General features: G+C 51.0%; 28 protein-coding genes. All 28 read right to left on the bottom strand.

Annotated features, from left to right (window positions below; genetic code table 11):
* Positions 1 to 72: 72 nt before the first annotated feature.
* Complete coding sequence (gene avd, locus ACI7RC_RS26730; RefSeq protein WP_408111209.1) at positions 73 to 405, bottom strand: diversity-generating retroelement protein Avd; 333 nt, start codon at positions 403 to 405, stop codon at positions 73 to 75.
* Between the two features lie 298 nt (positions 406 to 703).
* Positions 704 to 1,321 (bottom strand): integrase, encoded by a 618-nt coding sequence (locus tag ACI7RC_RS26725; RefSeq protein ID WP_408111208.1) that lies wholly within the window; start codon positions 1,319 to 1,321, stop codon positions 704 to 706.
* Positions 1,318 to 1,623 carry a hypothetical protein gene (locus ACI7RC_RS26720; protein ID WP_408111210.1) on the bottom strand — a complete coding sequence of 102 codons (306 nt, stop codon included), beginning with the start codon at positions 1,621 to 1,623 and terminating at the stop codon, positions 1,318 to 1,320. The genes ACI7RC_RS26725 and ACI7RC_RS26720 overlap by 4 nt, the downstream gene beginning before the upstream one ends.
* Positions 1,617 to 2,225 carry a phage tail protein I gene (locus tag ACI7RC_RS26715; RefSeq protein ID WP_408111207.1) on the bottom strand — a complete coding sequence of 203 codons (609 nt, stop codon included), beginning with the start codon at positions 2,223 to 2,225 and terminating at the stop codon, positions 1,617 to 1,619. Before ACI7RC_RS26715 ends, ACI7RC_RS26720 begins: the two co-directional genes overlap by 7 nt.
* The gene (locus ACI7RC_RS26710; RefSeq protein ID WP_408111206.1) at positions 2,218 to 3,345 is read right to left on the bottom strand and encodes a baseplate assembly protein; all 1,128 of its coding nucleotides are present in this window, start codon (positions 3,343 to 3,345) and stop codon (positions 2,218 to 2,220) included. Before ACI7RC_RS26710 ends, ACI7RC_RS26715 begins: the two co-directional genes overlap by 8 nt.
* The gene (locus tag ACI7RC_RS26705) at positions 3,345 to 3,689 is read right to left on the bottom strand and encodes a lysozyme (RefSeq protein ID WP_408111205.1); all 345 of its coding nucleotides are present in this window, start codon (positions 3,687 to 3,689) and stop codon (positions 3,345 to 3,347) included. Before ACI7RC_RS26705 ends, ACI7RC_RS26710 begins: the two co-directional genes overlap by 1 nt.
* The gene (locus ACI7RC_RS26700) at positions 3,686 to 4,084 is read right to left on the bottom strand and encodes a phage tail protein (protein ID WP_408111204.1); all 399 of its coding nucleotides are present in this window, start codon (positions 4,082 to 4,084) and stop codon (positions 3,686 to 3,688) included. Before ACI7RC_RS26700 ends, ACI7RC_RS26705 begins: the two co-directional genes overlap by 4 nt.
* Positions 4,081 to 4,497, bottom strand: a complete 417-nt coding sequence (locus ACI7RC_RS26695) for a phage baseplate assembly protein V (RefSeq protein ID WP_408111203.1) — start codon at positions 4,495 to 4,497, stop codon at positions 4,081 to 4,083. The genes ACI7RC_RS26700 and ACI7RC_RS26695 overlap by 4 nt, the downstream gene beginning before the upstream one ends.
* Before the next feature lie 4 nt (positions 4,498 to 4,501).
* Positions 4,502 to 5,533, bottom strand: a complete 1,032-nt coding sequence (locus ACI7RC_RS26690; RefSeq protein WP_408111202.1) for a phage late control D family protein — start codon at positions 5,531 to 5,533, stop codon at positions 4,502 to 4,504.
* A gap of 1 nt (position 5,534) precedes the next feature.
* Entirely contained in the window at positions 5,535 to 5,741 is a 207-nt protein-coding gene (locus ACI7RC_RS26685) for a tail protein X (RefSeq protein ID WP_408111201.1), read from the bottom strand.
* Entirely contained in the window at positions 5,738 to 8,131 is a 2,394-nt protein-coding gene (locus ACI7RC_RS26680) for a phage tail tape measure protein (protein WP_408111200.1), read from the bottom strand. The genes ACI7RC_RS26685 and ACI7RC_RS26680 overlap by 4 nt, the downstream gene beginning before the upstream one ends.
* A gap of 233 nt (positions 8,132 to 8,364) precedes the next feature.
* Complete coding sequence (locus ACI7RC_RS26675) at positions 8,365 to 8,730, bottom strand: phage tail assembly protein (protein WP_408111199.1); 366 nt, start codon at positions 8,728 to 8,730, stop codon at positions 8,365 to 8,367.
* An 11-nt stretch (positions 8,731 to 8,741) separates the two neighbouring features.
* Positions 8,742 to 9,263 (bottom strand): phage major tail tube protein, encoded by a 522-nt coding sequence (locus ACI7RC_RS26670; RefSeq protein WP_408111198.1) that lies wholly within the window; start codon positions 9,261 to 9,263, stop codon positions 8,742 to 8,744.
* A 12-nt stretch (positions 9,264 to 9,275) separates the two neighbouring features.
* Positions 9,276 to 10,727, bottom strand: coding sequence for a phage tail sheath family protein (locus tag ACI7RC_RS26665; RefSeq protein WP_408111197.1), 1,452 nt, complete (start codon positions 10,725 to 10,727; stop codon positions 9,276 to 9,278).
* A gap of 4 nt (positions 10,728 to 10,731) precedes the next feature.
* Positions 10,732 to 11,100, bottom strand: coding sequence for a hypothetical protein (locus tag ACI7RC_RS26660; RefSeq protein WP_408111196.1), 369 nt, complete (start codon positions 11,098 to 11,100; stop codon positions 10,732 to 10,734).
* Complete coding sequence (locus tag ACI7RC_RS26655; protein WP_408111195.1) at positions 11,093 to 11,566, bottom strand: hypothetical protein; 474 nt, start codon at positions 11,564 to 11,566, stop codon at positions 11,093 to 11,095. Before ACI7RC_RS26655 ends, ACI7RC_RS26660 begins: the two co-directional genes overlap by 8 nt.
* Positions 11,563 to 12,156: a phage tail protein gene (locus ACI7RC_RS26650; RefSeq protein ID WP_408111194.1), complete on the bottom strand. Its 594-nt coding sequence runs from the start codon at positions 12,154 to 12,156 to the stop codon at positions 11,563 to 11,565. The genes ACI7RC_RS26655 and ACI7RC_RS26650 overlap by 4 nt, the downstream gene beginning before the upstream one ends.
* Positions 12,153 to 12,476 carry a hypothetical protein gene (locus ACI7RC_RS26645; RefSeq protein ID WP_408111193.1) on the bottom strand — a complete coding sequence of 108 codons (324 nt, stop codon included), beginning with the start codon at positions 12,474 to 12,476 and terminating at the stop codon, positions 12,153 to 12,155. The genes ACI7RC_RS26650 and ACI7RC_RS26645 overlap by 4 nt, the downstream gene beginning before the upstream one ends.
* Complete coding sequence (locus ACI7RC_RS26640; protein WP_408111192.1) at positions 12,473 to 12,853, bottom strand: hypothetical protein; 381 nt, start codon at positions 12,851 to 12,853, stop codon at positions 12,473 to 12,475. Before ACI7RC_RS26640 ends, ACI7RC_RS26645 begins: the two co-directional genes overlap by 4 nt.
* Positions 12,854 to 12,867: 14 nt before the next feature.
* Positions 12,868 to 14,004, bottom strand: coding sequence for a major capsid protein (locus ACI7RC_RS26635; protein ID WP_408111191.1), 1,137 nt, complete (start codon positions 14,002 to 14,004; stop codon positions 12,868 to 12,870).
* 17 nt (positions 14,005 to 14,021) lie between these two features.
* Complete coding sequence (locus ACI7RC_RS26630) at positions 14,022 to 14,381, bottom strand: head decoration protein (protein ID WP_408111190.1); 360 nt, start codon at positions 14,379 to 14,381, stop codon at positions 14,022 to 14,024.
* Positions 14,382 to 14,404: 23 nt separating this feature from the next.
* Positions 14,405 to 15,571 (bottom strand): head maturation protease, ClpP-related, encoded by a 1,167-nt coding sequence (locus tag ACI7RC_RS26625; RefSeq protein ID WP_408111189.1) that lies wholly within the window; start codon positions 15,569 to 15,571, stop codon positions 14,405 to 14,407.
* Positions 15,555 to 17,210 (bottom strand): phage portal protein, encoded by a 1,656-nt coding sequence (locus tag ACI7RC_RS26620; RefSeq protein WP_408111188.1) that lies wholly within the window; start codon positions 17,208 to 17,210, stop codon positions 15,555 to 15,557. Before ACI7RC_RS26620 ends, ACI7RC_RS26625 begins: the two co-directional genes overlap by 17 nt.
* Positions 17,211 to 17,227: 17 nt before the next feature.
* Positions 17,228 to 17,488: a hypothetical protein gene (locus ACI7RC_RS26615; protein WP_408111187.1), complete on the bottom strand. Its 261-nt coding sequence runs from the start codon at positions 17,486 to 17,488 to the stop codon at positions 17,228 to 17,230.
* 9 nt (positions 17,489 to 17,497) lie between these two features.
* Positions 17,498 to 19,360 (bottom strand): phage terminase large subunit family protein, encoded by a 1,863-nt coding sequence (locus ACI7RC_RS26610; RefSeq protein WP_408111186.1) that lies wholly within the window; start codon positions 19,358 to 19,360, stop codon positions 17,498 to 17,500.
* Positions 19,284 to 19,874: a hypothetical protein gene (locus ACI7RC_RS26605; RefSeq protein WP_408111185.1), complete on the bottom strand. Its 591-nt coding sequence runs from the start codon at positions 19,872 to 19,874 to the stop codon at positions 19,284 to 19,286. The genes ACI7RC_RS26610 and ACI7RC_RS26605 overlap by 77 nt, the downstream gene beginning before the upstream one ends.
* A gap of 1,080 nt (positions 19,875 to 20,954) precedes the next feature.
* Complete coding sequence (locus tag ACI7RC_RS26600) at positions 20,955 to 22,085, bottom strand: site-specific integrase (protein ID WP_408111184.1); 1,131 nt, start codon at positions 22,083 to 22,085, stop codon at positions 20,955 to 20,957.
* Between the two features lie 10 nt (positions 22,086 to 22,095).
* A complete protein-coding gene (locus ACI7RC_RS26595; RefSeq protein ID WP_408111183.1) occupies positions 22,096 to 22,314 on the bottom strand; it encodes a hypothetical protein in 219 nt (72 codons plus the stop codon).
* Positions 22,315 to 22,427: the final 113 nt, after the last annotated feature.

The raw sequence follows: 22,427 nt of genomic DNA, 5'->3' as shown, positions 1-22,427 counted from the left end.
CACCGGCGCGGGCCGAGAGGGAGCCGCGAACAGCGCGGCGGGCGCCCATTCAGCCCAAACCCTAAAAAGACACTAAGAAGAGCGCATCCAACCTCCGAGGATGCGCCCGATTTCACTGAGTTTCACTTGTATCTGATAATGTTTGCCTTTGCTCAGGTACTTTTGACTAAGTGCCACGTTAAAAAGCACCAGTAAAAGTTTAATATCTGCATCAATCTCTTCCTGCAAAGCGCGGCGACGACTCTTGACGTTATTCGCTATCGTGATGTTGCGCAACATCCGGTAAAACGCCTGCTTGATTTCTTGGCATAACGCAAACTTTTCTGCTTTTGGAAAGTTACGGATGACGGGATAACAGTCCAAAAGCAACACTTCCGTCTTCTTGTAGAGTAGCAGTTCATCCATTACGCTGCTCCAAGTGCGGGAGAATAGCAAGCGCCTTTGCAGTAAGCGAGCCGTCACTTGTCGTGACTGTCAAAAACATCGTTTCAAAGTCATATATAAGAGTTGCACTTTCGTTCTTTACGCGCAAGGCATCTTCCGTGATACACTCTGGGCAATCAGAGCAGCAAACGCCTTGAGCGAATAGTACGGAAATCAAGCAATTAAGACTCTCTACAGTGCAAAATCCTTGTAAAACCAACTTGTTTTACCTCCCAAAATTGGCCGTTATTTTGACCGTTTCCTTTTTTCTCCATAACCTCTACGCCTCCGCAATCGTCACCGTATACGTTGCCCATCCACCGATTCGGAACCGCTGATTTTCCGTGTCCCGCTCCATTGTTGATCGAGCAACGAGGGCTCCTTTCGGGTGACTGTATTGCATTGACGGGAAAGTAACGGTCTGGGCAACGGTATCGATAGCCGTGATCTGCTGATCCTCTACGCCAGCGCTGGAGGCGATGGTCACTTCCTGGCCAACGGAAAGACCGGATACAGAAGCAACTTGCACCGATACGGCAGTTGTGCTTACAGCAATTTCCGCAAGAGAGTAAGTCTTTGTTTGATCGAGCTGCAGAACCGGATCCGTCTGGCCATCGTAGGTGTCTGCGAAACGAGCCTGAGCGCCGGAAACACCGCGGTTGTCGATGTCCAAGTAGGCTTCCAGGCGGGTGATGCGCCGTTCGGATTGGCCAACCAAAAGGTGGGCGCCTTCAATTCCGTCCTCCATGTGGTTCAATCGAACATCATCAACGGGCGTACCGGCGATCACATTCCAAGCCGGGACGATCTGCACCGTGCCGTCCCCATTTTCACTCAACACATACGTATTCGGGCGATCCACCAGGCGGTTGATGTGCTGTTGCTTTACATAGGTCACTTCGATTCACCTGCCTTCCATTTCAGCTCGATGGGAATGGTCAAAGCCATCTCCCTATTCCCTTTGGTGACGTTCACGCTGTCTTGCCACACGACAACACCCTCCCTGTCCCGGATTATCCGTTTTGTAATCATCCCTGTTTCAGCCTCCGGGACACGGATTAGAAAGGTGATGCTGCTTGAATTGTTTCTCACCTTCAGCAGCTCCATTGGCTTCACAGTGCCGTTGATCTCGATCTCTGCGCTGTTGAATAGCGTGTCCAGGGCGTTTGTTTGTCGCTCCATGGCGTAGTCCGTTAGCATAAGCAATTGTCACCTCCAGCGTAAAACGCTCCGCAGTATCTTGGCAGGCTTTCCAAAACCAGCGCTTCACCCGCCAGCGAATATTCAATTGTCCCTTTCGTTGTCAGGTTACTACCAATTTTCGTCAGGTGTGATCGCGTGTTTTTGAACCCATTCACCAGCTTCTCAAGCAGATTCAGCTTCTCATCTGTGATCACCCGGTCTGACTTTATGTTTACGTCAATGCGGAAGGTAAAGGGATCGCCATCAAATTCCCACCACTCCTCGATTACACCCTCCATTGAGAGAATTTCTAGGATCCTTTCCAGGGCGTATCGGGTGCCTTTTGTTCGGTGTATTTCGATAGAGTTGCGGATTAATTCACGCTTTTCCTCTGGAGTTTCCGCAAATTCGATTCCCTCGGCGTGGAACTGCCAAAGCAACTCGTCAAGCCATTGCTCGTCCAAACTGTCCAGGTTGGCCAGAAAAGGCAATCGCTCGGCTGCCGAAGCAATGGCCTGCAGTTCCGCATCAATACTTGACGCGGCATTCCGGATGTTTTCGTCCGCCAGCAAGTTGGGCGTAAGGAGATTCGATAGCCTGATTTGCGTTGCATTAACCATTTGTCAGACCTCCATATGTCACCGTAACGGTCTCAGCCACAGCGACCCGGTCAAATCCTACATCCGTGTGCACCGGCGACACCACAGACACATGATGCGCCCCGGCTTGCATCAGAAGCCGCGTCAACTCGGATGGATTGATGTCTCTGCCAAGCGCTGACTTCTGCCAAAGGATATAGGCTTGTACCGCTTCGTTCACGGACGTCTGAATGGCTGCTGCCTCCGCTGCACGCGAGACGCTGATCCAGTAGGTCAGAGACACATCATACTTCTGGACTGTCGGCGCGACGACCGTTACCAGATCGGTCAACGGGCGTTTGTCAGAGGCAGAACATTTTTCGTACACGGCGTCCAATATCTCCTGCGTGGGCAATTCGCCTCCCGCCAGAAGTGGGATGATCTTTACCTCTCCTGGCTTTGGACTGGTGACGGATACGTCTACAATTAGCTGGCTGGCGGATGCCGCCAGAAAGCGATATGCACCGTCTGGTCCCGCAACACTAAACGACTCCGGAGCATTATGGATGCGCTCGCGGTAGGAATCGTCCGTTTCGCGATCCGCTCCGCCGGAGGTTGCGGTCAAATTGCTGACGGTTTGAACGAAAGGAATCGGATCGATTAACGCGTTTATTTGCCCCGGAAGAAAGCCATTCCCAATTACCCCGGCTGTTGTGCAGATCGCCTCGACGGTACCTGTAAGGGAACCGGCAGGGATCTCCAACGGCTCAGCTGTCTCAAAAAACAGCCCGTTCCCGCCTGCCGGTCCCACCCTCGTTCCTGCTGGTATCAATGTCGCGGAAGACAGTGCCGCGGAGAGAACAAATTGCTGGGTCGTCCGCGCTGCCTGTGCTTCAAGTCGCGGGACTTTGTAAAACGCACCGATGTGATCAAGAATGTTGCCACTTGCGTACCGTAAAAGGTTTTTCAGCGCCGTTTGGTTGATCAGCACGCGCTGCTGGATGATGATTTGGGCCAGTGCCGTAAGAAACAGCCGAATCGGATCTCCTGGGTACAAACTGCGTTCTGCCAGCGCCTCGTAGATGGTGATGATCTCATTCGTGGTCTTTTCAGCGTCCACATTGATGAATTGAATGTCCGGCAAACTCGTTAAATCTGACATTAAGTTGCCCCCTCTGCCACCAGGATAAAGCGAATGATGGGTACCAACCGACCATACATGCCTGCCGCGGCGTCTTGCTCCTGAAAATCGATTCGGGTGATTTGAGCTCGCGGTTCCTGCTCGGCAATGGCCGCCATCAACACCCCCGTAATTCTCGCTTTGGTAATGTTGATGGGTTCATCTACCAATTCCCATTCCACACCGATCGTTCTGGATCCCGGAGCCGATCCAAGAGCCGTCGTCGCAATCGTTTTTATGTTTTGCTTTACTTCCTCCAGCTGCGTGGCAGGCGCAAAGTTTACCCAAGTACTATTTGATGAGATTTCCACCGTGTATTCGGTCATTTTACATACTCCTTTAGGGAGATATTCGCCTTAGCTTTCAACACATAGCCTTGATTATCAATCACGTCCCAAGTCTGCTCCAGCGAGGTAATCACCCACATATAGACGCCGATCCCTACTCCCCCGACGGTTAAAGGCATTGCCTTTCCCGCCCGCTCAATCTCCACCAGTTGGTTCAATTCCTTGCGTGGATTCAGACCATACATAGCATCGAACACCATTGAAAAAGAAATGGTATCCAGGCCCGGACCGACCCACTGTGTCTTTGGCTTTTTTCCAAGGATTTCGTGATCGGCGTATCGGCTGGCACCACTCCGCGTAAAATTTTGAAACGTTCGCAAGGTTTTAGGAGTAGCAACAAAAACGACGGGGCCAAGGCTTCCAAGATTGATCATGATGACTCACCCGTAAATATTTGACCTGTTACATGCAGGTTGCCATCGATATAGACATCGCTGACTGCTTTGACATGCAGCTTCTTCTTCTCGCGGTCATAATAGACATGGCTACCGTCCTCGAACCATACCCCCGACAGGTTCTTATCCTGCACCGGCGGCAAGTCAATCTCCGAGTAGATCGCCCCAAGACAGTAGCCATCCTGTATTCCGTTTCCTTGAAAGAGGCAGACGACACTCTCGCCTACTTCCGGCAGGCTGTAATGCCTGGTTTTCAGCGTGTGTGGGAAGATTATAGGCAGCTCATTGGAAACCAAGTTGTCTCGATCTGGGAAGAACACCCTGACCGTCGCGTTTGCTGGATTTACCGAGGATACAATGCCGACGCGCAGCATATTTTTCAACACACTCATGCCTTTACCACCCCAATACTTTCCGCATTGTAATGCTCGTTGTGTAGCCACCGCTGCCGATGTTGTGGCTGGCGCTCACGATAAGGTATTTGCCGTCGAAGGTTCCGAATCCGGATACCAGGATTGTCACTCCTGCGGCAAGTCTGGTATCTCCCATCAGGGACAGTGAGGCAAGCGACAACTCTTTGTTCTTATCGCGCAGTATCTTCCGCGCCTTCCGCAGGGCTTCCGCTTCGTTATCCGCCTGTTCGTTGATCTTTAACACCGGACCCACAGCCGGTGCGCCTGGGGGCACGTACTTGACTTTGATCGTCTTTTTCTTTTTCGCTTGGGTGTAACTCACTTCGCATGCGACGTATGCCGCGTAGGAAGCACTCCAGTCAAACTTGTACGAGAGGATGTTGTCCTTGCCGCGAGTGAAGGTAGCAACAGGTTCCCCTTTTTCAAATTCAAACTCATCGAACAGGACCAGCTGGCCAGATGCGACTTTAACAGCGATCCCTTCTTCTTTTGCCTGGCTATACAGAAAAGCCAGATCTTCTTGTTCGGTCTGGTCGACCCGCTCATACGTTGGGTTAACCGGGGCGAGATAGGTCAGTTTCAATCCTGCTCTTTTGGCGATCTCCGCAGCAATCGATTCAAGCGTGACCTTTTCCCACGCTTTCGTCCTTTTCTCCTGTCTGGCCGTTCCCTTTACCGGCAGACTTGTCGCCTTAATGGTCACCGTGTCCGGCGGGCCGCTTAATCCGACGGAATCGACTTCAAAACTCCCCAACGGCAGCCGTTTGATTTCCCCCGGCTTCTCCCAACCAATCGTCCTGATTTCTGCTTGGATACTGTCTCCCTGTACGGGCATCCACTCTGGACTCTTCCATTTGTTTTCCCGATCCTCTAACGTAATCTGAATATCATCAGACTCGCCGGGGGCAGCGTCGGTGTAGGAGAAGTCAAGGAGAGAGGCGGCCAGATCGATAGACACGTCATGTCCGTTGTAGAAAATACTCAACTCCGCGCGACGCGCGTCGATCATGTCCATGCTATCCCTCCTGTCTCCACGGAGGCAGCGTGGAAGAGGTGTCCGCCGAAAGCGTTGGGATCGTGAGTACAACGTCAGCCGAGAAAATCACGGTGTCGGCATACGCCGGATTGGCAACGATCAACCGTGGCATATGCTTATCGGTGCCGAAAAGTTTAAAGGAGATACCATCCCAGGTATCTCCTTGCACGGTTATATAGGTGTTCATGCAAAGGACCTCCTTTGCTGCTCACGTTTCAATTCCCTCAGCATTTGTTCCAGCTTTCGCAGACTCAGGTCCAGTGCTTGATTAATGAGATCCTGAATATCAGAACCTCCGCCGCCTTCAAGCGTTATCTTAGGCGAGTATTCCAAATAGATGTCACCACTGCCGCCTCCACCTGTTTGAGGTGCAATCGAACCGTATCCGAGAAGACTTTCCAATTTGGAGAGAGGAAGAATCGCTTCTTCCTCCGCACCTTCCCCAATCATCGCCAATGTGGGGCCGGTTGCGATACCACCCGTTTCAAGCATCGGGATTTCCGGAAAGCTGAAACTCAGCTTCTCTCCCCCTATGCCTGGCACCCAATCGGGAACGTCAAAACTGATCCCGCCGATTGATTGAAACGCCTGGTTGATCAGCGATATGACCGCGTTGATTGGGGCCTTTACCAAAGCGGCCAGTCCATCAAACACGCCTCCAAAAATCTCTTTCACGCCCGTCCACGCCTTTCCCCAATCACCCGTAAAGACACCCGTGATAAAATCCAGGACCCCTCCGAGCGTTGTCATAAGGCCGTTGAATACACCGGACACGCTGTCAATGGCACTGATGACGATTGCCTTGATGAACGGAAACGCAAAATTGAACGTGCCCACGATCCCGTCAATAACCGGCTTGACTACGTTGAACATGGCAGATATCGTATCCCCGATCTTTCCGGCCACACTGACGATCGTTGGAACCATGGAAGAAACGGCACGCGAGACGGCAGGAGCGACATCATTCGCAAGAAACCCGAAGACTTTGGATACGACGGGCCACAGTTTTGCTTGGATAAACGCGCCAACCGGTATGAGTGCTTTGGTGATCCGGGTTGATACTTCCCAAAAACCAACCCCCACCCTCTGAAAGATGGGCACCATTTGCAAGACGATCTTTTGTATAGACTCGAAGACATTCTGGATGCTTGGCATGACGTTTTTCCAGCCGCTTATGAAGTCGTCTTTTATGTCCGCCAGGCTGGCGAATACACTTCCAACGCTTTCTGCAAGCTGCTCCGCATCCGCATCACTCATCCCGAACATTTTGGCGTAATTAACGGTGACGCCTTTCATTTCGCCGTCGAATCCGTTCTCAAAGAGCCAAAGGATGTTTTCGTAAGCATCGGAGACGAATGGGCCCACGGTTTGGCCAATGTTACTGAAAAATCCGGTCACTTTGGGGATCGAATCTCCAAGCCAATCACTAAAGCTTTGAAGCGCGGGCAGAGCCAAATCACCGATTGGCATGATGATCCCGGTCATGATCTGTCGGCCGATTCCCTGAATCGCTTTGGTTGCTGTGCTGTATTTGACATTGGTGATCTCATCCATGGTGTTTTTCGTCATGTCAAACTGGCTGCGAGCGCTGCCCATTGCGGCAATCACGTCTTTTTCCAGGTCTTCAAACTGGGTACCGAATAATTTCACTCCGAGTACGTTCTTTTGTACCGGGTCCTGGACCTTGGAAATGGCATCGACCACCTGGGTGAATGCCTTCTGCGCTGCCGGTCCTCCCCTGGCGAATGTCTGCGCCATCTCACTGGCATTAAAGCCAAGTGCAGCAAAGGCTTCATTGGTGCTTTTCGAGTCATCTTTCACCCGGATATTGAACTCTTTTACCGCATCCCCAACTTTATCCAAATTAAAAGCGCCGGATTCCAGACCTGCGCTGAAGGTATCAAACATTTGATTGGCGGTAAAACCGAGTGCGCTAAAGTAGGGGGAGTATTCATTCGCAGTGTCAAGCAACTCATCCGACTTGTTCAAGCCCTTTTGGGCCCCTTGGGCCAGCAGATTGTACGCCTGGTCGCTGGTGATCCCGAAGTTTTTCATCATCGTGTCGGTGGCTTTGATCGACTGCTGAATGTCTTCGCCGAACACATCGCGGTACACCATCGCGTTTTTCGTGGTGCTCTCCAACTCTGCCCCTGTCTGCTGTGTTACCTGTTTTACCAGGCTCAAAGAATTGGCGACATCGTTCCAGTCTTCCCCGAGATTCTGGTTATACAGGTTTTTTGCGGATTCCGCGAGCGCCTGCATGTCCTGCACGCTTGCCCCGGTCGAAGCCTGCAGCTGAGCCATCGAGTCCTGAAAGCCCACGATAGAACTGGTCATGTTGCCAATGGCGTCGGTGACGCCCGTTACCAGCGCGAATGCCCCGGTGTATTGCGCAACTCTGGAGACAATCTTCCCGAACCCACCGACGGACTTGGTCAGTTGCCCGAAGACGCCTTCTGCTTTCCCGGCCTCTTTTTCCAGGCCTTTGATTCCGTCACGCGCTTTTTCCACCGCACTCGAAAACGTCGGGTTTAGCTCTCCCCCGAATGAAAAGGTGGTTTTGTATTCTTTTGCCAACTACCTTCTCCCCTTTCGTCTTCGAGCTTTCTTTCTGGTGTGACGATGTCCCGGATTTTGTGCTTTCAGCTTCTGGCGCTGTTGTTCGCGTTTCTGCTCAACTTCCTCGTTGGCTTCTACCCATTCCCTTAAATCAGACAATGTTTCGTTGAGCCAATCGTGAGGACTTGAATGGGGCATAGAAGAAGAAAGGGCCACCGCAATAACTCGGAGGCCCTTTCCAATATTACCTTCTATCCCCGTCGCAATAAAAAATTCTCGGCCATCTGGGTAATGACCGTGAAATCATCCGCTTTCAACTGGTCGAACAGCTCAGGCGTTACGCCTGCAGCCTTTGCCGCGACCGCGATCTGATACGATAACGACAATGCTCTGCCCGGGTGAACTTCTTGCGGATCAATCCTTCTCGCTTGTTTTGCGCAAAGAATTAGGTCTTTCCCAGTCAAGTCTTCGAACCGCAAATCAAGCTCTGTAATGGTATTGCCATCGAACTGAATCGGTGTAGACAGCCGATAGACGTTTGAATGGTCCGGCTCAACCACGGCTGTGGCTACATCCATTTTTGTTTCCTCTGCAACTTCTTGCTTTTCATTTGGCATGATCTTTCCTCCTACATTCCAAGATTTGAGCGTACTTTGGCGAGATAATCCACGCCGTCGATCACGCATACATAGTTAAATTTGTCGATTTCGACCACCGTTTCGCCGTCATGCAAAATTTTGAGATACACCACTTCCAACTCGTTCGAGTTGTCCATGGTTGACCCTTTTGCAAAGCTACCAAGTGGCGTGTTTTTAGGAATTCCGCGAAGGGTAACCTTAACTGGAACCTGGTCGTAAGTCCCTGTTTTTTTATTGATCCGCTGAATGGAACCGCGGAAGTCAATATGGTGGACTTCCTGCCGTGCCAGTCTGAAATTTGCCTTTTCCAGGACGCGCCAGTTAATCGTTACCGCCATGGAAGCAAAGTGTCCCAGAATCGGGCTATCGATTTCACCGGCAATACCAGCACCGCTAATGGTTTCTGTCAGTGACTCCAGGTCAGGCAGGTCAACATCGGCCACGCCCAGATAATCAGTTCCATTAAGGTACGCGTTGAAGTCATTCAGAATCGCCGAGATTTGTTCTGACATGTGTTACCCTCCTTACGCTGCAAGGGCAGCCAGATAAGATGTGTCGTACTCCAAGATAAAGCTGATGCTTTGTGCTGGCGAAGGCGGCGTCAAGAACACGCGGAATTTGATGCGCCCTGCCATCAATTCGGTGTCAGGGTTGTCCTCCCGGCGAAACTCAACTCGTCCACCCAACAAATAGCCGGAAGAGGTTAGGCCGTTAAGCCAAATGTTCACGCCGTCCGATACCGTTTCGATCAACCGTTTGTTGGTTGGGTCATCGACCTTACTCCAGTAGGTCAGAATCAAGGAGTTGATGACAAAGTCGAACATGCGACGAACGGGAATCAGGCTGTCTTTCGGGTCTGTGACTGCAGGGAAAGCCCCGGTGAAGTTCCCCCACGTTTTCCATCCGCCGATAAAATTAAGCGCGGTCGCAATGCCTTGATTGTTGAGGTAGTTCGCCTCCTCCAGACCCAGGAACACTTCCGTTCCGTCTGTAAGCACCGCGGCGTTCGCCTTCAACGCTTTGTTTGATGGTGAGGCATATGGAATACCGCCATTTGCCGCATCTGTTGCCCCGATTGCTCCGGCCAATTGCGTCGAGAAATGATACTTTTTCCCGCTCATGGCCACCATTGGCCACAGAGGAACTTGTCGTGAATCCGTGTAGTTGTTGCTGTTTTTCCAGGCCGGCGCATCCGCATACTGTTTCACAGTATCCGTGGGCAGGTCTGTCAGGGCCAATGCATTGAATACGCCGTTGATGTTGCTTGCTTTGGCAGTCATTACGGCTGCTACCGATGGATCTTGAGAGTAGCCGGGAGCAAGAATTAATCCGGGCACAAGGCCGAATCGCGGGAATACCTCTTTGATCGATTCCAGGCCGGTCAATCTCCCGTTGCTGTCCACGCCACCAATGATCTCCGTGCTGTCTACCGCTGACGGGTCCAGCTTATCGTAACCGACCAGTACAGATGTCGCGCTGCCAATCGCCCCGCCTGCTTTCACGGCCACCACCAGATGTCCGTCATCGTTGAAGGAAAGCGTGTAATCGGTATCTCGCGTATAAGTAACGCTTGGTTCCGCTGTTGATTGAACCTCAACGCTGTCAAGCAGGATTCCCTGCACTTCCACGGTAGCGATTCCTTGCGTCACATTCACGGCCGCAGGAGGAACCGTCGTTTTATGGACGGCGGGATCCAGTACGTTGATCAGCACGACAGGTGCCAGATTGAACAAGCGGAAATGTGAGTCCATCACTTCACACAAGGTGTACTTACCGAAATCGTCCGAATACCCAAAGTAGGCTTCCGCTTCCGCAAAAGAATAGCAGAGAACCGGGACATTGACCGGCAATGCATCTTTCGTCGACAGATTGACCGGGGCTGTGCCGATTACGACAGGCAAGCTCGCGGTAGCCTCTACTGGGGTAAGCAGCGAAGTGGCGACCTCGCTGCCCGATACGCCATGATTAATATCCATGTGTCTACTCCTTTCTGCTCAACGCCTGATATGCTTGCTGTACTGCCGTTCCCTTGCGCCGCAGTTCGACTTGTGCCTCCAACAGCTGCGCAATCGGGACGATCAGCGTATCGACTTGCGGATATTTCTTCCTTACCTCATCAAGATGCTTCGGGATCCCGTCCCGAAAGACCGTATGTTGTGCCAGGGAACCACCCGGCAGGTTGGGACCGATGTAAATCAGTTGATTCTTTTTCGGCTTTTTTTCCGGTGCAGATTCCAGCGTGTCCTCTTCCACCGCTTTCTGTGTCGGTTCCGCAGCCAGTTCAACCGGTTCCGCGGTTTCCGTTGTTTCAGCCGTCAAATTTGCAACTGCTGTTTGTTTCCTAGTCAAAGAAATGCACCTCCTGTTGGACTTGCGGCAGCTCCCATGTGGTTTGCATACCGCCGAAATAGTAAGGGTGATTCTTCCCGTCCTCATCGATCGCCCAATCAAACGGGTAGCTGATTCGGTAGCGTTTATCAATGATCTTTTTGGCAAACAGGTGTATTTTCAGGCGGGTAATGGCATTCAGCACATCCTTGTATCCCTGGAAGTCGAGCGAATCATCCCAAAATCCAAAGAAAATGAGCACATTGCACGTTTCCGGCTCCGTCAAGGCGGATAAATTGCCCTCCTGCACGCGAACGATAGCATACGGAAAGGGATCATCTTCTTGATCGGATCGTTTCCCCGGGACAAATTGCGAGTAGACATTCATCGCCACTTCCTCGCCTTTGGTATTTTTGAACCGTGTATCCGCAAAAAGAGCCTTGATCTCTTCGACCAAGGCCACCTGCAGCAAATATGGCGTGCTCATCCGTTCCCCTCCAAAACGCGCTTGATTTCATGCTCAAGCCGCTTCTCAAACACTTTTGCCGCCTCGGCTTCCAACCTGCTTCGGACGCCCTCATTTTCCAGCATGATCGGAACAGGTGGGCCAAAAAGACGTGTGATCGGCAGCTCTGTCCACTGCCCGTCGCTTCGTTTCCGGCGCTTGGTCCTTCCCTTTGCACGTTCAAATACCCGATTTCCCTGAACATTTGCAACGAAAGCGCTGAGCAAGTCCTTCATGCTCTTGTCTTTTCTGACCTGAACCTTCAGGCTTTTCGGTGGTTTTCCGGGCCGCGGCTGCGCCGGGCGGATGCTAAACTTCTCCAGACCCAGTGCATTGCCGCGTGAAACGACAGCAGCTGCGATGCGTTTGCTGGTAGCACGGCTGATCGTCATCGTGCTTTTTATCTCACCGGCTTTGATAACGTAGGTGCTCCGTACTTCTTTGGCAGCATTGGTTTTCAAGTTAGAAGCAGCTCGGTTAATCGCCCGGTAAAGCACCACAGGAGCCTTTTTCCGATACTGGCCAAGCCGATCCTCTACTTCCTTCAGCTTGCTTGCATCGATCGTAATCATGATCGAGTCGCCGCCAATGCTATGGTGTATGAAAAATCATCTTCCTGGACGGACGTAACACGGTATTGCTTTCCGTCCATAGTCAGGAAGCCATCGATGGCCGGCCGGCCGGCGAAGTCTTCACGCTTCGCGTAAAACAGAATTTCAGCATCGTGGATGCCATCGTCCGGGTTGGTCGTATTTGCCTTGCGTCTCGTAAGCTCTTCATGGTCGATCACAATGCAGATGTCCCTGCCGCCAACATGGTGGATCTCACCAAATTCATCTGGATTGAAGAACACCAGTCGAGTGTCTTGTGCGACATAATCTTTGAAATTCATTCGACGATCACATCGTCAGCATCCAAGGTTGGCGGCTGCGCATCCGCATTTTCAAGCCAATCATTCAGCAGCTTAACCGCCGTTTTCCTCGGTTCCGGTTTTGCAAGTTCAGCTTCGAGGACTCTTTCCACTTCCTCAAATCCTGCATCCTCCAGAAACTTTTTAAGTTCTTCAATCGTCATGTCAGTCTGGGGAGTCGAAATTGCATCTCTTTCCCCCGCTCCCCCGCTGCTGTCTAGTGGTTCAAATTGTACAGGGGCGAGCGCACCTGTGGCGATCAACCCTTTAACCTCGTGTTTTTCGGCATCAAAAAAGGAGCCTTTCGGATAAAAGACTCCTTTATGCTTTACCGTCCCTTTTTTCACTTCATATCTCATGGCCGGATCCCTCCTTATCCTGTCACGGTATTGATCACGGCCCATGCACTCACGTCAAATGGTTTCGGGATCGGGCGGGACTTCACGATCAGCGATTTCGTATCTGTGTTTCGGTCGACGGTTACTTTTGTGGCGCGCGGTCCTTCAACTGTAACGTAATCGATCGAATCCTCCGGAATCATTGTCGTGGCACCGTAGAGTACCTCGCCAAGGTTCGTCGCACCAACGATCACCTTGTTTGGTTCGATGTACGGTTTGAGGGATTGGGTTGTCTCGTCATAGTACCATGCGATGTATTGGTACAAATCAACCCCGAGCTCAGACAGTCGGCCAATGTATGCAAAACCGTTCCCGTTGCGAAGGCTCAGTTGCGGATTGATCATGCCGAATTGGGCATATCGCAGATCCATGTACTTGTCCATGAAGTTGCTGTCTTTCCGCAGGTTATTCCATGCACCTTCGCCCAGGATAACAATCGTCGGGTTGTACCCCGCCTGCCGAACCTTCGACACGGCGTTGTATAGATCTTCGTACTTATCAGACGAGGCATCGCTCCACTGGTCTGCACCCGTGAGGTTGAGCACGTTGTCGAAGCCATAGTCAATGGTTTCGGTTCGCACCTGCGTTGCGCTGTCGTCGACGTACCCGGTGATGGTGACGGTCCCGTTTTGGAGAAGATCGGCAAACATCGCTTCCTCTCGGCGCACGATCATGTCATCCAGCTCTTGGTAGTCCCGCTGCATCAACGCCACCGCTCGCTCCTCTGGCGTCATACCGCCAAACACCTGCTCACCAGGCAAACGGCCTTGCAGCAGCTTTGTATCGTATGGTGCAGAAAGCGCGATGTACGGTGGTTTGTACACTTTTGTCTCGTATCCTTCGCGACGGATATTCACAGGCTTGGATCCTTCTGCAACAAAAGGGGCGATCTTTTGGCGGTTTTTGTAAAAGTCCATCAGTACAGTTTCCGTAGGGAAGGTTGAAAACCCTGGGAAAAAGGTGTTTCGGAGAAACGTGGTGACCGGCATCCGCTTTTCGAATGCAGGCTGCATCGTTTGTGGTTCATAGATGTTGACATTTCCGCCGGTTACTGCCGCGACGTTTTGCGGACGGAAAATTCGGTTTTGAATGGCGCTTTGTCTGATTTTCATGGCTTAATCACCCTTTCTTAATAGTCCGTTTTGATGTAGATATTCCCATCCCGCAGCTCTTCTTTGTGGGCCTCAACGGTATCGCCAGCAGCCACACTCAGTGAATCGGCGTTAAACAGGCCAGACGTATAAACGACAGCCACCTGATCAGCACCCGTGGTATCGAGATCTTCCGCAAGGACCACGGACGCGACTTGACTACCATCTGCGGAAGCTTTATTCACCAGCTTGTACTTTCCATCGGCAGTTACCTTCCCAAGGATGGAGCCGGTCTTCAGGACGCCCTGACCTGCAAGAACAGTAACGGAAGAAGTCATGGCAGGGATCTCTGTCCCGGCAAACAACGTGCGATTTTCTACAGTTCCAAAATCAGGCATGGTTTGTTACCTCCTTTTCACTTTTACAGTCGGCCCATGTGCGAGCTTGCTGCAATTTGGGCGAAGATGGCGTTTACGTCCTTGATGTTGTTCAAATCATATTCCTTTTCAGTCCCTTGCGGCTGTGCTTGGGCCTGCACGCCTTCTGTTCCCGCTGTTTTGTTGGCCTGTACTGCAGCTTCAAACAGACCGGTATTGAGCATTTTGCCTTCTTTCATGGCGCGGAAAGCAAGTTGCTCAGCTGTCATCGGGTTCTCTCCATATTTGGCCTCGTTCACCAGCTCTGGATCGATGTTGGCCGCGATTTCATCGATTGCTTTCAGTCGCGCGCGCTCCTGGGCCGCAAAGTCAATCGTTGTGTTTGCCGTCGGAGCTGCCGCTTGTGCAGGTGCAGGAGTAGGTACTTGTGTCGATGTGGTTGCTACTGCAGGGGGTGTTTGTGCAACAGGTGTCTGCACCGCGTTGGTTACAATTGGGTTTTGAAATTGTTCTCCCATGGGTTCCATCCTTTCTGGGTTAATTTTCAGCATCGGATTTCCTTTCAGCCTATCCATCTCAAAGCTGAGTGAGTTGACAATTACGTACTTGCCAGCGTTTACGACTTCGATTTGTTTGTCGTACAGAACCTCATCTGCAAAGCCCTTTTCTACAGCTTCCTTGGCCGTCAAGTACGTTTCTTTGCTCATCATCTTTGCGATTTCTTTCTCGGGAAGGTCGGATTTAGCCGCATAAGCAGCAACGATCCCATTTTTCACTTGGTCCAGTACATCCTTCATACCGGCCAAGTCCTGCGCATTAAAATACCCGCTAATACCAATCAGCGGGTCGTGAATCATGAGTGTTGAATTGACTGGCATCTTCACCACATCGCCAGCCATCGCAATGATCGATGCCGCAGACGCCGCGATTCCGTCAATATACACGGTGATGTTTGCTGGGTTACGCTTCAGCACATTGTGAATCGTGTGTGCTGCATACACATCGCCGCCATCGCTGTTGATGTACACGTTGATGTTTTTCTTTGTACCGAGGGCATTGAGTTCCCGGATAAATTCGACTTGATCAGTCGCTTCCATTCCGAACCACTCGTAAATCCACCCATCGCCGTTCGTAATTGTCCCGTATACATACAGGTCGGCGTTTTCACTGTCAGTGTTTACCAGATTCCAAAATTTAAGCTTGGGCGCCATTTTTGTTCTCACCTCCTTCGTTCGATGGTTTTGTCGCTGACTGTGGCAATCCTTGTAAAGCCTCCCGTTCCCGTTTCAGGACTTCGATGTTCGTATCCCAATCCATTCCTGTCAGTTCCGCAGTCTCGCGTTCGTGTGTGCTGAATCCGTTGTTGATTCGCAAAACAGCAGCTTGAACTTCTTTCGTTGGGTCGATTTGTCCTGGCGATGGCCCGATCCAAATGGCCTGACTCCAAAGTTTTCGTCTTATTGGATCAGCGAAAAAACCGGGTGCCTGAATCCGCCCGGTAGCCACAGCCTCAAACAACCATGTTTCATAGACCGGCTGACAGAAATCATGGGCAAACCAATCGCGCCGGTCACGGAAAGGACGCCAGGCTTGCAGCAACGCCGCTCTACTTGCCGAATAACTGGAATTGAACACGCCGAGAAGCATCTCGTATGGTATATCAAGTGCTGCGCCTACAAGTTGAGCCATCGCTTTCGTGAAAGTCTCGAATCCGGAAATAGGGTGCTTAGGATCGCCAAACGTAACGCTTTCCCCTGGCCCCAAAACATTCATCGTACCCGGTCCCATTTCATAGCTTGCGAGCCTCTCCTCCGGGGTTAGGTTGAGCTGATCTTCCTCGGAAATTGAATCGCCAAACGGGAGGTCATTTTTGTTCCCTCCTGTCGTGATGAACGCCGTGAAGAAGCTGTTGATAATGGCAGCTACAATTTCCGCTTCCGTGTACCGGCTGATTTGCTTCAGCTGCTCAATCACGGGGGACAGGTAGGGAACACCGCGATACTGTTCAGCTCTTTCCTGGTCCATGACGAAGAGGACATTTGGTAATCCGCTTATCGGGTTGTAGGCTTCTACACGTGCCCACTCGATCGTTTTGCGTGTTGGCAAGAGGCTATTCGGATACCGGTTGCTGATCCAGAAGGCTACAACCTTTCCATTTTCGTCCGTTTCCACGCCGTTTTGGATCTTGCCCCCGTTCGGCAACTCGATATACTCGGTCAGAGCGAAATCGGTAACGCCGAAAACACCAGATGAATAAGGCGAGACGGAAGTCGGCGTGTTCAGACGGTCAGCTTCGATCAGATGCAAACGTAGCCTGTATGGATTCATACCCTCTGGTCGATCGGCGTATTTCGTAACGGAAAGCGAGTCGCCGTTGAGTAGCCAGCCGGTCAACATAATCCGCTGGGCATCGTAGAAATCGTTCAGTCCGGTGTTGTCCACCTTCGATTCTGCCCACAGCTTGAATTCAAACTCGGTCCTCTCTTCCCACTCCTTCGCTTGCTCTGGTGTCAATCCAAGCATCCGATAATTCAACTGGCACTTCAGTTCCAAACCTGATCCCAGTACGTTGGACTGATTTTTTTTGATCGCGCTGGTTGCGAGCCCGCCGCCCATATAAAGATCGCGGCTTCGCTCCCGAAGCAGGTTTAGATTTTTCCCCACATCCTCCTGGGGGCTTCGACTAGTGCTGTTCCATCCTTGCATGGATTTTTTCTTCCTGCTTGCCCCGTTATGTGAGTAGCCGCTATTCGTGAATCGCTGCAGCAGTGATAGCCTTGCGCGGGAATGCTCGCGTCGCAAAGCTGTTGATGGGGAAAACCAGGCTATCGTTTTGTCGATGAATTTCACAAGCTACATCACCCCTTTCAAAGGTCCCGGAACAGAACTCGAACCGCTTTTCGCTTATCCGAATTCCCTGATGCCAACGCAGTTTCGAGTTCTGCCTTCCGCCTTTCAAGCTCCCGGATCTCAGCTTGCACACCTGGAAGAGTAGCCCTCGTAATCTGCCGAGAACCGAACTGGTAGGATTGGGCTCCCTCCAGGATTGCCGCCTCTGCCTTGTAGTACATCTCAAGGCGCTGATTGACAATATCGAGCCGCGCTTGTATTCGTTCTCTTTGCCCCATTTCTCTCACCTACCAGATACTTGATTTTTTCACCAGTTGTTTTTTGGCTTCCGGCTTCTTCTTTGACGTTGAGGAGACGGGAGCAGAAATTCCCTTGAGTCGCCGCTCCAACGCGTCGTAATTCGGATTCAAAATTTCCCTGGCCGCCATGGCATAGTTGCGAGCATCCAACGCTTCGTTCCGGGCGCTGGTTGAAATCTTCTCCCACGTAAATCGGGTTACCCCGTTTTTCTTCCGCGGGACCAGTTTCTCAGAAAGGAGCCCTTGAAAATAAAAACGATCATAGCCGCGGCTATCATCGTTTGGAAAATGGCAATATTTTGGGCCTGGTTCCTGAACCTTTAAAGCGGAGTAAATGCTGCTTTTGCCGTCGTCAACGCCAAGAATCACAAGCAGTGCTTTCTCCTTGTTGTTCCGGGAATACCTGTGAATCAGCGGAATGCCGGGACCGCCCTGCCCTTTAACCGCCAAGATTCTGCGCTGTTCATTCCGCTTGGTGTACTTGTAAATGTCGGACGTATAGTGGCCGCCAGAGTCGATGCAGGTACACGCAACTTTCAATCCTTTTCCATCCGCGAACCGAAACACTCGATTCAGCACGTCATCGAGCTGCTGCATCGTTCGGGGATTATCCGGTTTCCCGATAATCACCCCGTATTCAATACCCCAACTCTCGTGATCCTTCCCCCATCCTACGATCTCATACTCCAGCCGATCGTCCTGGGTATCTACCCCGGCCGTGAGAAGCAGCACGCCATCCGGAAGATCGGCTGGATACGACTCGCGCCGATTGAGCAGCGTGTCTTCCTCCATTTGCTCGCCGCGGTCTTCCCACGACTCGCCAAGCGTAGTGTTGTAAAACACCTTGAATTTTTCCGGATCGTCTTTCGCTTCCAAAAATTCCTGAATAATTTCCTTCCAGGACACCCATTGTGCGACAAAGGCATTCAGCCAAAAGCTGCGGACGCCGTTTTCGCGCGCGATTGGATTATCTGCAATCCATTTCGCAGGTTGGCGTTTCATTGTAAATTCGTCAAACTGCTCAAGACAGGATGGGCAGCGCCAAAAAATATCATGAACCTGATATATCTTGCGATTTCCTGCCTCGTGGATTTCATGATCGAACCGGATATCCCGTAGGACAATTGCGTGGTAATTGCCGCAGTTCGGGCACTCAACGCTCCACTTTTCCTGAGTCCCCATCTCATATTCTTGTTCAATTCGTGACGCGCCTTTTATCGTAGGCGTGGAAACAAAGACCTTTTTCCGATTCCAGAACGTGATTGTCCGCTTTTCTGCCAGTTTGATCGGGTCTCCTTCGCTACCGGCACTATCCGGAAAACGGTCTACCTCGTCACACAACAGAATTCGGATAGGTCGACTGGCCAAACCGGCAGGGCTGTTTGCACCGCCAATTGCCAAAAATCCGCCAGGGAACACTTTCATAAGAATCGTATTGTTCAAATCCCTGGTTTTTGAATCGGCAACTTTTTCAGCCAGCACCTCAGTATCTCGAATCATCGGAGCGATCCGGCGCTTCGAATAATCCTCAGCGTCTTCGATCCTCGGCTGAACCATCAACATTGGCCCGGGGTCAACGTCGATGTAATAGCCGATCACATTGTTGATGATTTCTGATTTCCCCACCTGCGAGGACGACATGACGACCACTTTTTCGATGCGTGGATCCGTAACGCTATCCATGATTTCCCGCTGATACGGCGCTCTTTCTGTTCGCCATTGGCCCGGATCAGCGGAAGTCTCCCTTGAAAGCTTACGATACCGATCCGCCCATTCACTGATCGTCAATTTCGGCGGTGGAGCCACCGATTTCAAGATCTTCCGGAATAGGTTGACCGTCTTCTGTTTCATCTACACCCACTCCTGCAAACATCCCTGGGTCATACTCACTCAATTCTGCGAGTGCCTCCAACACCTCTGTATTGATTGCATCGCTAATCTCGGACAGATTTTTCACGCCGAGAACCTTTGGCGAAACTTTTTCAGGTATGGATAGAATCCGGCTACGGAATGTCGCCAGCATGTTGGTCATAACCAGCTCCACATCTGCCGCATCATGCAGCTGATTTTTCAGTTGGCCAAGCTTTAACTCCGCTGTTTCCCGTTTCGCCTTTTCGTGGAGCGCTTTTTCTTCCCAGTATTTTGCCTGCGCCTCTTCGTCGCCATCACCTTTGTCTTTTACACCTGTCCGTAGATACTCAATGTACCGTTGCACATTTTTCATGAGCGGATAGCGCCCGGCAGCTTGTTTTTCCAAAATGCCCTCTTTGGCAAGCTGGTTAATTCGCTGTCTTGTGAATCCCAACAAAGTGGCCAAGGTATCGGTACTGACGATAAGATCGGAGATGTCCGTTTTTGTTTTCATAGCCTCACCTTTTGGAAAGAAAATCCCATTGAAAAAATTTTATACCTAGATGATTTTCGGGGTCACGCGCACCCGCAGGCTTTTTGGACCCCTGGAAGGACCCGCGGCCTGCGGTTCGCGTTGTTTGATCGACACTTACTGACGCGGCCGATCTTTGCGCCCACGAGACAATCCTTAACCGCTGTGGTCACGGGCCATAGGAGTGGTGCAACGTTCAAGCATTTGCCCCTGCTTGTCGTGGACGCGATAGCACTTTAGGGAGGATTGGCGTGTTCGATTATGAGAGGTACTGAGCAGGGACCGAGGAGCGCGGCGGCCTACCCTCGAATAAAAAATTCCCTGTTCGCTACTTCTCAGGTTGACCGGCCATGTCTACGCTCTTGGCGGTTCCGTGGCTGCGGTCTACCGTATGGCGCCAGCCAGAGAGTAAGCTTGATAATCCAGTTCATTCAGATCCCTCCATATAGAAAAACCACCCGGTTATCCGAGTGGCTGTCAATTGACTTTATGCATCATGTCTATATGCCGGTCTCACGCGTTCCCCAACTCCCGGCTTGTCCGTCGTCCCATAACGGAGTCCCCATATAAGCGCAGCAGGTATCTGGCACTCACCAGGCCCGTCATGCGCTGATTCGGGAGGCACCTGCAACCCACAAACTGTACCCAAGCCCGCCCCGCTATCCACTGGCGGATTCCCTTACGCGGTTTTGCGATTCGTTCCCATCACCGGGGCAACAACAGCGATATCCGGCTCGCGACACCTACTTCAACCGCGCGAAAGCTTCAAAACCGGCAACCCATTAGGAAGCCGGAGTTCCAATGTACAAATTGGTACATGGGTTAATATCGGAGTCCCGGAGGAACACGGCTTCGTCAAGCAGGCGTTCCTATTTCCCGGCGCACCTCCGTAAATCCGATAGGCCCACGAATGCGCAGTCCCTTCAAAAGGAAATCGCCATCGAAAAAACCGCCCGTAGGCGGCTTTGATTTGATTTCCATGCTATAACTATACACCGGAAAAAGCGTCTCGTTCTGTGTTGCTTCTTTGAGTTATTCTATTAATTTCCTAGGCATCTATGGTTATTTATTAGTAGCTGTTGTTTTAATTATGGAGTCAAGACCAGCAGCTGCATCCTCTTGCATGTTTGGCATGAGATGACCGTATGTGTCCATAGTGATCGATACGGAGGAATGACCAAGGCGTTCGGAAATAACCTTGATATGAACGCCCTGCTTGATTAACAGACTGGCATGTGTGTGCCGCAAATCGTGGAACGTAATCTTCGGTGCTCCTGTCTTTTTGAGAAAGCTGGTCCAGACCTTTTGGATGGCCCGCTGTGTAACTGGTCCGCCGAATTTGGTGCAGACTACCAAATCGTTGTTTTCATAAGCAGGACCGAGTGCAACTCTTTCCTGCAGGATGAACTGACGGTGATCTTTTAATACCTCAATCGTTTCAGGAGACAATGCAACCGATCGGATACTCTTCTTTGTCTTTGCGCCTGGCTTGATCTCCCTGTGCCGATTCACTGTCTGCTGAATGGTAATGATACGCTTTTCAAAGTCGATATCAGACCACCGTAGGCCCAAGATCTCTCCCTGCCTCATTCCGGTCATAACAGCAAGGTAAACTGCTATCCAGTAACGGCTGGCATACCTAGTCTTTTCAAGAAACTCACTCACAAATGCAGGTTCCCACACAACCAGCTGTCTCCGGCTTGAGACCTGTGGCTTCTCGACCTTGTCGGCTGCATTCTTTGTGACTAGGTCTTTTGTTTCAGCTGCATTTAGCGCCGCGTTAACAACAGAGAAAATACGCTTCACTGTAGAGGCTGCCAGTCCCTTTTTGTGCAAGGCATCTAGGAACATCTCGATATCGTGGGCTGAGAGTTTGCCAAGTGGAATATTACCAAGTTCAGGTATGATGTGATGGCGCATGTAGGAATGATATAACTCTAAAGTTACCCTCTCCAGATTGTGTTTAGTTTTGATCCACTCATGAAAATAGTCGCGCATAAGTTTTTTGCTCGGCTCAATGTACTCGCCCTTTTGTAAAGCTGCTTGGGCTTCGATCATCGCCTTTTCTGCTTCTTTTTTCGTCTTAAAGCCACGTTTGGTGATTCTCTCTCTTATGCCGTTCTTGATCTCTCCAGTATAAAACTGGTACCACCATTTCTTGTTTTTCGCCTTTTCGTTCTTATAAACTGGCATATGTATCCCCCTATCTTGACGGCAACTCCGCAAAAAGTTTATTAAATACACCAACCGTCTCCCAGTCATCAGTAGCCAGCCAAGTTAATTTTCTTTTTTCAAGTTCAGTCAACTCTCTACCAGTCGCCCTTTCCAAGTTCATGAAAAATAACTCTGCCTGTCTGGATGCTTTTTCAATTATGAGAGATGGATGACCACAGTCTTTGAGATACTTCTTAGCATCAAACATATTAAACACCCCTTTAACATCAAATTAGCATCAAATCTCTAATTTAGAACAAAAAAAGCGGTACAAATCCTTTTATAATAAGGATTGTACCACTATAGGCGCTACCCTTCAAT

The organism is Brevibacillus sp. B_LB10_24 (assembly GCF_046036945.1).
Lineage (GTDB): Bacteria > Bacillota > Bacilli > Brevibacillales > Brevibacillaceae > Brevibacillus_C.
This window is presented reverse-complemented; position numbering and strand designations above follow the sequence as displayed.